Consider the following 14,212-nt stretch of genomic DNA (forward strand, 5'->3'; position numbering starts at 1 on the left):
AGAGGCCCTACCCACTTAAACTTTACTCAGTCGCGGTGCGCTAGACTCCTCCCCATGGCCAGCCCGATCCCCAAGATAGTGAGAGACTGCGCAGACCAACATCTCCATGGTGACAGCTAGGGCCTCCTCATCGAAGTCGAACTTCGGATGGTGGTGCGGGTAGGCCATCCCTCGCTCGCAGTTCCCTGCCCCTATCACTATGAACGTGCCGGGAACCTGTTGGAGGAAGTACGCGAAATCCTCACCACCCATGCACCGGGGCACATTCCTCACGACTCTATTCTCCCCGAACACCCGGGCGGCGAGGTCGGCCATCCCCGCGGTTACCTTGGGGTCATTGATGGCCGCCGGATAGCCTTGTATGTACTCCAGGGAGGCGTCGGCGCCCAGAGCGCGCGCAACACCTTGGGCTACTCTGGTTATCATGCCCGGCATGGCTGCGCGCAGGTGCGCGCTGAATGTTCTAACGGTTCCGGTCATCTCGACAGTGTCAGCGATGACATTGTGCGTGTACCCACCCTTTATAGTCCCTATGGTAACCACCGCCGGTTCCACCGGGTCAACCTGTCTGCTCACAATCTGCTGCAGCGCTGTGATCACCTGCGCCGATGCAGTAATCGCATCGCTCGCAAAATGAGGCGCGGCTCCGTGGCCGCCATTTCCCATGACCTTGATCCGTATCTCATCTACCGCCGCATAGGCCGGTCCGGGGCTGAACCCGACCATGCCCACTGGGATCTGACTCCATACGTGCACGCCCAAGATGACGTCGACGTCAGGCTCTCTGAGCACCCCCGCCTCTATCATCGCTTTGGCTCCTCCAGGGCCTTCCTCCGCAGGCTGGAATATCAGCTTCACATTCCCAGAAAGCTCAGAGGCGAGTTCTGAGAGGATGATGCCCGTACCGACGAGCGCAGCCGTATGCCCATCGTGGCCGCACGCATGCATGACCCCGGAGACCCTGGATGCGTAATCCACACTCTTTTGATCCTGGATTGGAAGCGCATCCATGTCGGCCCTGAGGGCTATCGTGGGGCCGGCGTCCCTCCCCTCGATCAAGCCGACCACGCCGGTCCCGGCGATTCCGCGGGTGACCGGAACACCGGCTGACCCGAGGACCCGCGCGACCAAGTCTGAAGTGGCCTGCTCGTGGCCGCCGAGCTCGGGGTGGGAGTGTATGGCCCTCCTGATCTCGACCACTCGCGGCATGAGCTCACGCACTCGGGCGCGGATTCTCTGGTGCACGGCGGTTTCTCCTTTCCAGTTCAAAACATGCCTCCATTCTGCCCACCGTCTCACGTCTCGCATTTGAGATTGAACACGCGGGCAAAAGCCCTGAGGCCTCAAAGGCGTCCCAGGGTCCGATACCCAGTTGCCTGAGAATCTCCATCACCACAGGGCGGTAGGCGCGGGCGTTCCCGTCCTCTATCTTGACAGCGATACCCATGCCTCTGCCCGGAACTCCAATGCAATACACTCCCTCCGCACCGTTCTTGGCGAAGAGCGCACCGCGCGCCGTCTGAATGAGTCTGGTGGTGAACTCACCGGTCCCGGCGACCATCTCAGGATAACTCATCATGGCCTGGGTGACCCTGGCCGCGGGGGACTGAAGGGAAGCCGGCAGGAAGGCTGGGTCCGCGAGCCTGGCGTACGCCCTCGCCATGGCTACGATCGGCATACCAAAGACCGTCACGCCGCAGCCATCGATACCCAGGGCGATCTGGCCCTCCGGCATCTCACACACCTCGGACACAGTGCGGACCATCTCACGCTGAACAGGGTGATCAACCTTGAAGTAATCCTCAATGGAGTATCCCGAGTGCACAGCGAGCGCGAGCATGCCGGCGTGCTTGCCCGAGCAGTTGTTGTAGATCTCCGTGGCCTCCCGACGTTCGCGGATGAGCCGGATGGCCTGAGCCCGGTTGACAGGAGCATGCCTCCCGCACTTGAGGTCACGCTCGGATAGGCCGATCTTCGAGAGGACGCTGGCTACGGCCTCGATGTGGAAGTCCTCACCGCCGTGTGAGGCGGCCATCACAGCAAGCTCACGGGGGGTTAAGCCGAAACGGTCTGCCGCCCCCGACGCGATGATCGGGAGAACCTGAATAGGCTTGGCCGAAGACCTCCAATAGGTGACGTAGTCCGGGTCACCGACCGAGTAGAGAAGCGCCCCGGCGGCATCGACAACAGCCACGTCGCCTCTGTGAACACTCTCAACCAAGTCCCCTCTGATCACAGACACGAGAGGACAGGACATCGAACTCCCCCCTCTGAATCCCGTCAAGCCAAGCCTAACACAATCCCTGCGCGGCACGGACCAATTCCCGGAAGAGCTCGAGGAACACCGGATGCCTTTCCACCAGGCACTCCGGGTGCCACTGGACGCCGACCACGAACTCTGGGCCGGGTTTCTCGATTGCCTCCACCACACCGTCAGCAGAAGTAGCCGACACTCGGAACCCGGGCGCAGCCTCGGCGACGCACTGGTGGTGGAAGCTGTTGACCCAGAGTCCCTCTTCACCGAACATCCGTTCGAGAGCGGTCCCGCCTGCGACAGACACCGAATGGGTCAGGTGCCACCTGGGCGCGGGCACGAAGTGCTCGAAAGCCCCAGAAATCTGGGTCTGGATGTCCTGCACCAGCGTGCCCCCGGCAGCCACGTTGAGAACCTGCATGCCCCGGCAGATGGCCAGTATGGGCAAATGGAGTCCGATGGCCGCACGGGCGAGTATGAGCTCGAATTCGTCCCTGACCGGGTTCACGTTCTTTAGTCCTGGGCGCGGAGGTTCACCGAACCATCTTGGATCGAGGTCTCCACCTCCCGTCAGGACGATGCCGTCTGCCACGCCGCAGACCTCACGTGCAAGAGTCCCTGGGCTCCCCCGGCTCAAGTCAGGCGGGATGATTATGGGCAACCCGTCGGCCATGTGGACAGCCTTGACGTAATCCGCGCACAAGACACACCTGTCCCTGGGCTCCAGCTCGAAGTCGGAAGTGAGCGCAATCACTGGTTGCATGAGGACACCACCTCGCTGCGTACAAAGTGAGATACCCCGAGGCATGGCGAGCTCCGCCCGGGGAGATCAGAGGTCCACAAGCCCGAGACTAATCTCGGCTGCCCGGTCGACCTTTCTCATAATGTCATGGTCAAGTCGGCCCACTCGTTCGCGCAGGCGCGCCTTGTCAATAGTCCGTACCTGTTCCAGAAGGATCACAGAGTCCACGGCCAGGTGGCCGGTTGATGCGGGTAGTTCCACGTGGGTGGGGAGTTTCGCGCGCTTTATCTTCGACGTCACAGCGGCGACTATCGTGGTAGGGCTGTAGTAGTTGCCGATGTCATTCTGCACGACGAGGACCGGACGTACGCCTCCCTGCTCAGATCCAATGACTGGGTTGAGGTCTGCGTAGAAGATGTCGCCTCTCCTAATTTCCAACAGTGTCAGCCTCCACAAGCAACCTCTCGTACTTCTGGAAGGCCTCTTCGTCCGAACTGACGCATTCACGGGCGATCGCGAGGTTGATGGCGCCCATCTTGGCGTACCCATCGCGCATCCTGTCGCGAAGCTCTGAGAGGGCGCGCTCGCGAAGGTACATCCGGACAGCCTCCCGGACTACCTCACTCCGGTTGCGTCCCTCTTTCTTCACAAACGTGTCCACCTCGTCCAGCAGGCCCGAAGGTACGGTGATCATTATCCTCCGCAGTCCAGCCATGCCGACACCCCCCGTGCAGATCTGTGCCCGCTGCTGTATCATAGTGCGTACTGTTAGTATATATGCGCATCTGCACAGGTGTCAACATGAGGAATGGGTGGGCGGGACTTCACTTGACGGAAACTGGTCCCACTTCACCGTGGGCAAACGTCACCCGGAGACGTACACCCGGGGGACACGCTTACTCAGCCCGCAGACGATCTCGTAATTAATGGTGCCCGCGACCCTGGCCAGGTCCTCCGCGTATATCGTCTCATTTCCCTGCGTTCCGATGAGGACGGCCTCGTCGCCGACTTCCACGGCGGCATCCGGAGGTAGAGAAACCATGATCTGGTCCATGCAGACTCTGCCCACCACGGGTCTTCTCTCCCCGCCAAGGAGGACCTGCCCTTTCCCTGAGAGCGCCCGCGGGTAGCCGTCAGCATACCCCACCGGCAAGGTGGCGATCACCTCCTGCCCCGAGCTGCGATACGTCGCACCGTAGCCAATAGTGCTGCCTTCTGGCACGAGTTTCAGATATGAGACCCTGGTCCTGAAGGAAAGGGCCGGCAGGAGATCAGGCCCGGGCGGGGTCGTTCCGGAGGGTGAGAGCCCGTACATCGCTATGCCCACCCTGACTATGTCGAACACTGCCTCCGGGACGGACAACGCGGCGGCACTGTTCGCCGCATGCCTGATGGGGATCTCGAACCCTTCCCGTTCGAGGACTTCGAGGAGACCGGTGAATACCTCCAGCTGGCGGCGGGTCATCTCGGGGTCAGACTCCGCGGACGCCAGATGAGTGAAGATCCCCTCCACCTCGAGGCCGGGCAACCTCGACACCCTTCTCAAGAACCCCGGGATGGCTGAGGGTGGAAGGCCGAGACGTCCCATGCCTGTATCTACCTTCACGTGGACCTTGGCCTTCTTCCCCTGCGCGACGGCGGCCAGCGAGAGATCTGATGCACTCTCGTAGGACGCCACTGTTGCGGTGATTCCGTACCTCAGGACATCCTGAGCCTGAAACGGGAAGAGGGCACCCAGAAAGAGTATGGGCGCAGCGATACCCGCCCTTCTCAGTGTGACACCCTCCTCGACCAGGGCCACCCCGAGACACGAGGCCCCGGACTCAAGAGCCGCGATCGCCACCGGAACCGCTCCATGCCCGTACGCATCTGCCTTTACCACAGCCATAACATCGGTCCCAGGCGGCAAGCCGGCCTTGATGCGCCGGATGTTCTTTCCGATGTTGGCTGTGTTCACCTCAACCCACGTCGGTCTGGTGCTCGGCTGGAAAGACCCTGACACTGCCCGTCACCACCTTTCGGTTCTCACAGGCATCATGTTCCAGAGCTCACCCGGGAGTGTCATGCTCATTTCGATCGCCCGTGGGAGAGTAAGGAGCATGTCCCCGGCCACCATCCCCGCCTGCCCCATCTCCCTTGCAGCGAGGTCGCCTGCCAGGCCGTGTATGAAGACACCGGCGACCGCGGACGGGAACGGCTCCCCTCCTTGCGCCAGCAGAGATCCTACCACACCGGCCAGTACGTCACCGGAACCAGCGGTAGCCATCCCTGGGTTGCCCATGGGGTTGATGAACGCCTCCCCGTCCGGCCGGGCGATCACGGTCCCAGCCCCTTTGAGAACAACGACAGCCCCCGTGGTACGGGCCGCCTCCCTCGCCCACCTCAGTCTGTCAGAGTTGATCTCCGCCGGGGTCACCCCCATGAGCCTTCCCAATTCGCCTGGATGAGGCGTGACCACCACACCGCTGCGAGCAGCCTTGAAGGCGGCACTGTTCCCTGCCAGGACGTTTATGCCGTCCGCATCCACCACTAGCGGGACTGGACACTCCCGGATGAGCGCCTCCACCACAGCCCGGGTGTCGTCGGTGGCTCCAAGCCCGGGGCCGGCCACCACTGCGTCGCAACCGCGAGCGTGTGTGAGGATGTGCGGGATAGCCTCGGCGGATACAGATCCGGCCTGGGTACAGGGGACTGGGGTCAAGATAACCTCGGTGACCTTGGCCGCGAGAGAATCCAGGATAAGTTCTGGGCAGGCGAGAACACAGAGCCCGGCGCCGGAGCGAAGCGTGGCCGATGATGCCAGTGCGGCCGCGCCAGCCATTCCGCGGGAACCCGCAACCACGAGGACGCGTCCGAAATCCCCTTTGTGATCGTCGGGGGCCCGGCGACGCAACGCCGCCCGCACATTCTCAGGCGTCGTGAGGTTCGTCTGAATCGCGGGAGACTCGAGAAGAGCTTCGGGAATGCCGATGGGTGACACGACAATCAGGCCAGCAAACTCCCGTCCGGGGTAAGAGACCAACCCGATCTTGGGGAGCCCGAACGTGACGGTGGTATCCGCCCGGACGCATTGTGAGGTACAGGCCCCCGTGTCAGCATCCACTCCTGTCGGGATGTCCACCGCAATCACAGGCCGCGCGCAAGCACGGATGATCGCTATGGCCCGGAGGATTGCAGGGGAAGGCTCACCTCTCGCACCTGTGCCCAGCATGGCGTCGATTATGACGTGCGCATCACGCACCGTAGCTCCCACATCGGCCCAGAGGTGTTCGGGTGAGTCATCGCAGAGTTCCTCAGGGCAGACACCCATGCTGCGGAGGATAGACAGATTTGCCCCTGCGTCACCCTCGACGTTGCGGCTCTCCCCAAGCAAATAGACCCGGACGTTGAACCCTGCTCCCAGAAGATGACGAGCGGCGACGAAACCGTCGCCGCCATTATTGCCTCGGCCAGCAAACACAACAACGGAGAAGCGGGCCGGGCACCCACCCGGCTCTCCGGCCAGTATCCGGAACGCTGCACGGGCCACAGACGCCCCAGCGTTCTCCATCAACGCGATGCCCGCCACGCCGAACTGGCCAATTGCCGCCTCATCGATCTTCCGGATCTCCGCCCGGCTTGCGAGTTTCGTGTTGACCACCTCCGCAAGCAACCGCAAAAGCTATGGCGTGTTCCTTCGTGTGGGAAATGGATATGAGCACTCTCCGGACACCGGACTGCTCAGCGCGGGCCAGGGCGGAACCCAAGAGAAGAACCTCGGGCTTGCCCAGCTCGTCCTGGAAGATCTCGATGTCCCTGAAGGAGACTATGTCCATCCCGGCCCCCAGGGCCTTCATCACAGCCTCCTTGGCGGCGAACCTCGAAGCAAGGTAGTCCGGACGCCGGGCCCGAGTGTCTGCGAGCTCACGGTCGGTGAGAAGACGCGTCGCGACGCCTTGTGGAGCCCGACGAGCAGGCTCGTCGAACCTCGAGATCTCCACGAGGTCCACCCCGACCCCGAGGAGACCTTCCGGCCACGTTGGAAACACGCTCATCCATCCCCTCACAATGAAGTATACCACCACCTGCCATTCTGCGCCAGGACAGAGCCAGTGGAGCACCTGCTATTCCACGGTGACGCTCTTCGCGAGATTCCTCGGTTTGTCGACATCACATCCGCGGGCGCATGCCGCGTAGTAAGCAAACAGCTGCATGGGCACAACGGTAAGGACCGGAGCGAGCATCGGGTCGGTTCGCGGCACCCTCAAGACCTCATCCGCATGCTTCTCGATGTCCGGGTCACCGTCCATGGCAATGGCGATGACCCGCGCATCCCTGGCTTTCACTTCCCTTATGTTGGAGAGCATCTTATCTTTCAGGTGGTCCTGGGTGACCAGTGCAAAGACGGGCGTGCCCTCAACAACCAGGGCCAGCGTGCCGTGCTTGAGTTCCCCCGCAGCATAGGCTTCGGCGTGGATGTATGAGATCTCCTTGAGCTTGAGCGCGCCTTCCGTTGAGCTTGCGAAGTCGAGGCCACGGCCTATGAAGAACACGTGTTCAGTGTGGACGAATTCCCGTGCCAGATTCCGAATGCGCTCCTCCAGAGTGGCGAAGACGGATTCAACCTGGCCCGGCAGCAGCCCCATGGACGCAACGAGCGACCGGGCGCGGTCTGGATCTAGGGTTCCTTTCTTGGTTCCCAGGTCGATGCCGAGCAGGGTGAGTGCAACGAGCTGAGTGAGATAGGCTTTTGTGGATGCCACGGCGATCTCAGGGCCTGCCCAAGTGTAGATCACATGGTCTGCCTCGCGTGATACGGATGACCCCACGACGTTGGTTATGGCGATCACACGCGCGCCTTTCCTCTTGGCTTCACGCAGGCCCGCCAGGGTGTCAGCGGTCTCGCCGGACTGGCTCACCACGATGGCCAGAGTATTGGGGCCCACCATGGGGTCGCGGTACCTGAACTCAGACGCCAAGTCGACTTCAGTCGGTATCCGTGCCAGAGACTCGATCACGTACCGCCCTACCTGCCCTGCATAAGATGCCGTCCCGCAGGCTATGATGAACACCCGTTCGATGGGCCGCACGTCCTCAGCGGAAAGCGGGAGTTCCCTCAAGACCACCCTTCCACGGGACAGGTCGATCCTGCCCGACATTGTGTCCCTGATGGCCCTCGGCTGCTCGTGGATCTCCTTGAGCATGAAGTGGGCGTACCCACCCTTCTCAGCCATCTCCGCATCCCACGTCACATTGAAGACGTCCTTCTTCACCGGGTTGCCGACGGGGTCCGTGATTGTTACTGAGTCACGAGTGACCACGGCCTGCTCTCCGTCGGACAATACGTAGACCTGCCTGGTGTGGCCGAGAAGGGCCGGGATATCGGATGCAATCAGGTTCTCCCCATCACCCAGGCCCACTATTAGTGGGGAATCCTTCCTCGCAGCGACGAGCCTGTCCGGTTCTTCTCGAGACATGACCACTATAGCGTACGATCCCCGCACCATGGCGAGGGATCTGCGAACAGCCGCCGCGAGGTCGCCCTGGTAATTCTCTTCCACAAGGTGAGCGAGGACTTCCGTGTCAGTCTCCGACTCGAATCTGTGGCCCAAGGCCTCCAACTGTTCCCTTATTTCCATGTAGTTCTCGATGATCCCGTTGTGCACGAGGACTATCTGGCCGCCGCAATCTGTGTGTGGATGGGCGTTGGTGTCCGACGGCCTCCCGTGTGTTGCCCACCTCGTGTGGCCCAGCCCGACGTTTCCCAGAACAGGACTATCCTTCACTATCTCCTCAAGCCTGGTGAGTCTTCCCACGGATTTCCGGATGACCGGATTCTCGCCGTCAAACACAGCGACACCAGCGGAATCGTACCCGCGGTACTCGAGTCTCTTCAACCCTTCTATCAACACGGGCGCCGCAGCCTGCGGGCCCACGTACCCGACTATGCCGCACATGGAATCTGCCTCCCTCTCCATAATAGCTGCAGGGTTCTGTACAACCCAAACCGCAGCCCGAAAGCTGCGGTGCCTGAAGCATCCGAATTATCAGCAACGGAACAACAGCCACACGGCCCTCTTTTGTCCCCCCGATCGCTCGAGGGATTTGTGGAGGAGCCTTTCGATGGTGGCTCACCGAGGGTCACCCGCCGAGTACTCCGAGATCCCCTTCCTCGTCAACTGGGCGCGGCCGCCCAGTCCTGGCGCTCGTATTCAGTTGTCTGTGGCAACACTCAGCTACCCGAGTTCGCACCGGATTACTTCAGCGACCTCGTTTACAACTCTCTCGACCACCTCCCTATCCCTCGCCTCTCCCATCACTCGAACCAGCGGTTCAGTTCCGGAAGGCCTGACCACGATCCTCCCTGTATCCCCCAAGGTCTCCCGGGCATGGCGTAGCGCGGCTTCTATGGGCTCGTTCCCATGGTATTCATCCTTCCGGCTCACGCGCACGTTCACCATTACCTGAGGGTACCGGACCATGATCTTCGCGAGCTCGTGCAGTGGTTTACCTTCGGACACCACGATCGACGACAGCTCCAGGGCAGTGATGAGGCCATCCCCGGTGGACGCCCGGTCCAGAAAGATTACGTGGCCGGACTGCTCACCGCCAAGCGCCAGCCCGCGCTTGCGCATCTCCTCCAGGACGTACCTGTCTCCTGCCTGGGCGATGACCACATCACACCCAAGGTCTCGCATTGCCTGGGTGAGGCCCAGATTACTGTACGGAGTCGCGACGATCGCCCGGCCTGCGAGCCGCCCGGTCTGGGCCATGTGCTTGGCGCACACCGCCATTATCTGATCGCCATCGATGGTATCGCCACATGCGTCAGCTGCTATGACCCTATCCGCATCGCCGTCATGTGCGAACCCGAGATCTGCGCCGTGCTCCCGCACCGCCCTGGCGAGCGCCTCAGGGTGGATTGAACCGCACCCGCGGTTGATGTTCCATCCGTCCGGGGAATCGTTCATGACCACGACTTCCGCGCCGAGCGCCCGAAATGCCTGAGGAGTAGTCTTGCAGGACGCGCCGTTCGCGCAGTCCACAACAACCCGAAGCCCGTCGAGCCTCACCTTGGCAGTCCCGATGGCAAATGCAACGTACCTGCCCGCGGCGTCTTCGATCTGGGTTACTGACCCTATCTCCGCTCCAGTGGGCCTCGGGAGCCCGTCGTCCGCGCAGCCGAACTCAGTTGAGAGAACTCTGGACTCGATCTCTGCTTCAGTCTCGTCCGCAAGTTTGAACCCGTCCGGCCCGAAGAATTTCACCCCATTATATTCCGCAGGGTTGTGCGATGCCGATATCACAACCCCCGCATCCGCCCCGAGGGCCACAGTCAGATGAGCAACGGCCGGAGTGGGGATGACACCGGCGCGCAGCGCGTCAGCGCCGGCAGAGGTGACCCCAGCGACCACGGCCGCCTCGAGCATCCCCGATGAAAGCCGGGTGTCCGACCCTATCACTACGGCTGGCTTGCGGCCCCGGCCTCGAATAGATGCGGCGCCGGCCCTGCCGAGCTTGAATGCCAGTTCTGGAGTGAGCCTGCCGTTTGCCACATCTCTCACACCGTCTGTTCCGAAAAGCGTCCCCATCTCCAACCTCCGACGACGCCGTATGCACGGCTGCAACCCTAGTCTACCATGAAGGCACAGGCTATGGAACACTGGGCCCGGCCGAAGATTCTTCCTTGGGCGCCATTTGGACTTCCACGCGGACCTGCTCGGTCTCGGGGCAGATGAGGCCAGCCGGGACGTCGAGACTGACCGAGACCGGCTTCCCTGGGTTCTCAGCGTCAACCCGTACAGGGGCCGTCAGGATCTCACGGACCTCTGCGAGTACCCCAGGATCCCCGCAGACGATCACGTGATCGGGAACCACCGAGACCCGAGTGAAGGAACTCGCCGGTGGGCCTTCAGGGCTGAAGACCGGTCTTACGGGCAGTCTCCGAGAGTACGGGTCGGCCTCCACATCCAGGCGGACGGTGACGGTCCGTGGGTATATCAGAAGGCCGGCCACGATTTCCCCGTGGTCGTCGAGGGGAACAACAGGAGCGACCACCGTTTCACCCTGGCCTACTCCAGGGGATGCCACAGCCACGATCCTCCTTGCCTTGGCGACCGCACGCTCCGGCCCATCCACCGTAACCTCTCTGGGGGTGGCCTCAACGTTCAGAGAGGAGAGAGGGGACGCCCCGACCCCAAGCACACCAACCTCCACAGGGTACTGAGCGGTCTTGCGTCTTTCGATCGTCACCGGGATCCGGCTGTCCTCCACGCGAACGAGTTCCACGCCTGCAGGAAGAATGGCCTCCACCGTCACCACGTGTTGTCCAGGGCCCCGTCCGGCAAGGTCAGCATAAGCCATGGTCGAGCCCGCCACAGAGTTCTGCAACTCCTTCGGGCCCCTTGCATGGATAGATACCGTGGCAGGTGCATCAGTCACAACGAGATCGCGGCCGACGTTCCTCAGATCCAGCGAGGTCTCGAGAACCATGTCGAACTTGGGAACTGGGGTGCTCCGCTCCTTCTCGCCAGTGGCTATAATCCAGATTGCCAGGGCCAGCACGACGGCTATGAGCTTCAAGGGAATGTCCCGGGTGATGGAAGGAGCAATCCTCACTTGCCCACCCCCCGGAAGAGGAACTTCGCACCCGCAGTGTGCCGGACATCCAGCATCTGTTGGAGTCTCTCGGAGAGTGCATCCGGATCGAGGTTCCTCGTGAGTTTGCCGTCGGCTGCCAGGGATATGACACCGGTCTCCTCGGACACCACGATGGCGATGGCATCGGTCTGCTCGGTGATGCCAAGGGACGCCCGGTGCCTGGTGCCCAGTTTCCTGCCTATGCCTTGGTTCTCGGATAGCGGCAAGACGCATCCGGCAGCCACAAGTCTATTCCCCCTTACGATCACCGCTCCGTCGTGCAGAGGCGTGTGGGGTGTGAAGAGGTTGACCAGGAGTTCCGCGCTGACGAGGGAGTCTATGCGTGTACCAGTCTCCACTACGTCCCCGACACCCGTGCCTCTTTCAATGACTATCAAGGCCCCGGTGCGCTCCCGGGACATGATGGCTGCCGACCGGACAACCTCGGAGATGAGCCGGCGCAGCTCCTCGGGGCCCATCGCGGCCATGCCGGACCCGAAGAGCCTGCCGCGGCCAAGTTGCTCCAGGCCCCTCCTGACCTCAGGCTGGAACACGATGGGAATGCCGATCAGCGTCATGGTGGTAGCTTGGCGCAAGAGCCAATAGAGGGCATCAAGCTTGAGGTACTCTGCGGCCGCGTTGGCCGCGAAGAGGATTGCTAGTCCTTTCATCAACGAAATGGCCGGTGTCCCTTTAAAGAGGCTTATGACTTTGTAGATTAAGAATGCGACTATGGAAACGTCCAGGGCAATGACGAGAACTCTGAGCAGGTTCGCGTCCGTGAGGTCCAGCGAAAGCCCCATACCACCCACTCCCACGGTGTATCCCCGGGATGAGAATGATTTCTTTCCCCGCTCGAAGATACCTTCTGCCGGGCTCAAAGATTCGTGGGTGCGTCGGAAAATCGTGTCACTTCGGCAGGCTCTCAGGCTCCGACCCCAGAGCCCTGAGGATCAGTTCTGCACTAGCCACGTTAGTGGCGAGCGGGATGTCATGTACATCGCACACGCGCAGAAGCGCGGTTATATCAGGCTCGTGGGGTTGGGCGGTCAGAGGGTCCCTGAGGAACACTACTGCATCCACCTGGCGGGAGGCTATCCTCGCCCCTATCTGCTGGTCTCCCCCATAGGGGCCAGAGAGCATCTTCTCAACGTGGACCCCCACCCTGTCTTCTATCAGTTTCCCGGTAGTTCCGGTTGCCACGACCGAGCATCGCGAGACGAATGATCTGTGCCGGTAGACGAACGCCACCATCTCAGCTTTCTTGGCATCATGTGCTATGAGTGCCAGCCGGCAAGGCATTTACGACCCCTCCTCCCTCCAGAAGATGAACCGCTCAAAGGCCTCGACGACCCCGTCCTCATCGTTGGAGGATACGACGAAGGACGCGCGCTCCTTGGCTTGGTCCTGCGCGTTTCCGACCGCCACCGAGATCCCTGCGGACTCAAACATCTCCAGGTCGTTCTCAGCGTCGCCCACTGCCATCGTTTCCTGCATATCTATACCGTGAAAGCCGGCCAAGAACTCCACGGCATGCGCCTTCGAAGCACGTCTGTGCACGATCTCGAGCATGTGCGGGAGCGAGCGCATCATTCGAAGATCTGGGCCGACCACCGGCTCCAGCGCTGATCTGATGGCCGGAATCCTTCCGGGGTCCTCGGTTATGAGGTACTTGGTCGAGTCCCGTTCGAGGAACCACTGAATGTCGGGACAGGTGTGTACCTCCACGCCATAATGGCTCGAGTACATAGCGGACGACTCCGAGTGCTTGCGCACCCAGAGTTGGTCATCATAGTAGGCCTGGAATGGGATGTCGAAGTCCCAAAGGAATCGAACGACCGAGGACCCGACTTCAGCGGGAATGGGGATATGAAGCAGAGACTTGCCGGACCCACTCATCTTTATTAGGGCGCCGTTGTAGGCGGCGATCGGCAGGTCATCCGCAATCTCCTGCACGAGCTGCTGGGCGGACCTGAACATCCTGCCGGTCGCGATGACCACCAGGACCCCTTCTCTCAACGCCGCGCGGATCACCCGGCGCGACTTCTCCGATATCGTACGATCGGTCCGGAGAAGAGTCCCGTCGAGGTCTATGGCTACAAGTTTGACCATTTCAATCTCTGTCGCCCCGAACTAATGCGTTCAGGACACCGCTTATGAGACTCAACAGGATCGACGCTAACACCGCAGCCCAGAAACCCGGGATGTCGAAATGGGGCCCCATGAGCCAGGAGACGAGCATGAGCATGAAGGCGTTGATGACAAGGGTGAACAGCCCTAGTGTCAGCACCTCCACAGGAAGGCTAAGGATCACGAGGATCGGCCTGATGAAGGCGTTGACGATCCCAAGGAGCAGAGGCGCAATGAGCGCCGCCCCCCATCCTTCTATCTCCACTAGCTGTCCGGCTCCATACGGCACGTAGGAGATGATCAGAATGGCCAGGGCGTTTATCATCCACTTCGCTATCCAGCCGGGCAGGCCGGTTCCGCCCCTTCGGTTGTCTCTCACTCAAATCCCCCCGCGCAAGTGTCTACGCTGGTTCTTCGGGGATGATTATCCAGGCGATCACATAGAGCAGAATGCCTGGGAATCCCGC

At 61.5% G+C, this 14,212-nt stretch carries 15 protein-coding genes; all 15 read right to left on the minus strand.

The annotated features are described in order from the left end of the window. Positions 1-15 precede the first annotated feature (15 nt). The 15 genes from NUW23_11740 to NUW23_11810 all read right to left on the minus strand — a co-directional run bounded on the left by NUW23_11740 (position 16) and on the right by NUW23_11810 (position 14,124). Entirely contained in the window at positions 16-1,245 is a 1,230-nt protein-coding gene (locus NUW23_11740; GenBank protein ID MCR4426836.1) for an amidohydrolase, read from the minus strand. Continuing rightward, positions 1,214-2,257, minus strand: a complete 1,044-nt coding sequence (locus NUW23_11745; GenBank protein ID MCR4426837.1) for an asparaginase — start codon at positions 2,255-2,257, stop codon at positions 1,214-1,216. The genes NUW23_11740 and NUW23_11745 overlap by 32 nt, the downstream gene beginning before the upstream one ends. 34 nt (positions 2,258-2,291) lie before the next feature. Continuing rightward, entirely contained in the window at positions 2,292-3,017 is a 726-nt protein-coding gene (locus NUW23_11750; protein MCR4426838.1) for a gamma-glutamyl-gamma-aminobutyrate hydrolase family protein, read from the minus strand. Positions 3,018-3,083: 66 nt separating this feature from the next. Next, positions 3,084-3,434 (minus strand): type II toxin-antitoxin system PemK/MazF family toxin, encoded by a 351-nt coding sequence (locus tag NUW23_11755; protein ID MCR4426839.1) that lies wholly within the window; start codon positions 3,432-3,434, stop codon positions 3,084-3,086. Then, positions 3,424-3,711: a ribbon-helix-helix protein, CopG family gene (locus tag NUW23_11760; GenBank protein MCR4426840.1), complete on the minus strand. Its 288-nt coding sequence runs from the start codon at positions 3,709-3,711 to the stop codon at positions 3,424-3,426. Before NUW23_11760 ends, NUW23_11755 begins: the two co-directional genes overlap by 11 nt. Positions 3,712-3,861: 150 nt before the next feature. After that, a complete protein-coding gene (gene alr / locus NUW23_11765) occupies positions 3,862-4,998 on the minus strand; it encodes an alanine racemase (protein MCR4426841.1) in 1,137 nt (378 codons plus the stop codon). Between the two features lie 6 nt (positions 4,999-5,004). Next, on the minus strand, positions 5,005-6,636 hold the full coding sequence (locus NUW23_11770; protein ID MCR4426842.1) for an NAD(P)H-hydrate dehydratase: 1,632 nt from the start codon (positions 6,634-6,636) through the stop codon (positions 5,005-5,007). After that, positions 6,587-7,030 (minus strand): holo-ACP synthase, encoded by a 444-nt coding sequence (gene acpS, locus NUW23_11775; GenBank protein MCR4426843.1) that lies wholly within the window; start codon positions 7,028-7,030, stop codon positions 6,587-6,589. Before acpS ends, NUW23_11770 begins: the two co-directional genes overlap by 50 nt. Positions 7,031-7,099: 69 nt before the next feature. Then, positions 7,100-8,932, minus strand: coding sequence for a glutamine--fructose-6-phosphate transaminase (isomerizing) (glmS, locus tag NUW23_11780; protein MCR4426844.1), 1,833 nt, complete (start codon positions 8,930-8,932; stop codon positions 7,100-7,102). 279 nt (positions 8,933-9,211) lie between these two features. After that, positions 9,212-10,567, minus strand: a complete 1,356-nt coding sequence (glmM, locus tag NUW23_11785; GenBank protein ID MCR4426845.1) for a phosphoglucosamine mutase — start codon at positions 10,565-10,567, stop codon at positions 9,212-9,214. A 61-nt stretch (positions 10,568-10,628) separates the two neighbouring features. After that, the gene (locus NUW23_11790) at positions 10,629-11,594 is read right to left on the minus strand and encodes a hypothetical protein (GenBank protein MCR4426846.1); all 966 of its coding nucleotides are present in this window, start codon (positions 11,592-11,594) and stop codon (positions 10,629-10,631) included. After that, a complete protein-coding gene (gene cdaA, locus NUW23_11795) occupies positions 11,591-12,418 on the minus strand; it encodes a diadenylate cyclase CdaA (protein MCR4426847.1) in 828 nt (275 codons plus the stop codon). The genes NUW23_11790 and cdaA overlap by 4 nt, the downstream gene beginning before the upstream one ends. 106 nt (positions 12,419-12,524) lie before the next feature. Further along, the gene (locus NUW23_11800) at positions 12,525-12,917 is read right to left on the minus strand and encodes a methylglyoxal synthase (GenBank protein ID MCR4426848.1); all 393 of its coding nucleotides are present in this window, start codon (positions 12,915-12,917) and stop codon (positions 12,525-12,527) included. Further along, on the minus strand, positions 12,918-13,727 hold the full coding sequence (locus NUW23_11805; protein ID MCR4426849.1) for a Cof-type HAD-IIB family hydrolase: 810 nt from the start codon (positions 13,725-13,727) through the stop codon (positions 12,918-12,920). 1 nt (position 13,728) lies between these two features. Beyond that, positions 13,729-14,124 carry a phage holin family protein gene (locus NUW23_11810; protein MCR4426850.1) on the minus strand — a complete coding sequence of 132 codons (396 nt, stop codon included), beginning with the start codon at positions 14,122-14,124 and terminating at the stop codon, positions 13,729-13,731. Positions 14,125-14,212 lie beyond the last annotated feature (88 nt).

Source organism: Bacillota bacterium (assembly GCA_024655925.1).
Classification (GTDB): domain Bacteria; phylum Bacillota; class DTU025; order DTU025; family JANLFS01; genus JANLFS01.

Bases quoted from the DNA above. Each gene is read 5' to 3' on its own strand.
- glmS (MCR4426844.1), bottom strand. From the start codon at position 8,932: ATGTGCGGCATAGTCGGGTACGTGGGCCCGCAGGCTGCGGCGCCCGTG.
- NUW23_11750 (MCR4426838.1), bottom strand. From the start codon at position 3,017: ATGCAACCAGTGATTGCGCTCACTTCCGACTTCGAGCTGGAGCCCAGG.
- NUW23_11805 (MCR4426849.1), bottom strand. From the start codon at position 13,727: ATGGTCAAACTTGTAGCCATAGACCTCGACGGGACTCTTCTCCGGACC.
- acpS (MCR4426843.1), bottom strand. From the start codon at position 7,030: ATGAGCGTGTTTCCAACGTGGCCGGAAGGTCTCCTCGGGGTCGGGGTG.
- cdaA (MCR4426847.1), bottom strand. From the start codon at position 12,418: ATGGGGCTTTCGCTGGACCTCACGGACGCGAACCTGCTCAGAGTTCTC.
- NUW23_11760 (MCR4426840.1), bottom strand. From the start codon at position 3,711: ATGGCTGGACTGCGGAGGATAATGATCACCGTACCTTCGGGCCTGCTG.
- glmM (MCR4426845.1), bottom strand. From the start codon at position 10,567: ATGGGGACGCTTTTCGGAACAGACGGTGTGAGAGATGTGGCAAACGGC.
- NUW23_11745 (MCR4426837.1), bottom strand. From the start codon at position 2,257: ATGTCCTGTCCTCTCGTGTCTGTGATCAGAGGGGACTTGGTTGAGAGT.
- NUW23_11800 (MCR4426848.1), bottom strand. From the start codon at position 12,917: ATGCCTTGCCGGCTGGCACTCATAGCACATGATGCCAAGAAAGCTGAG.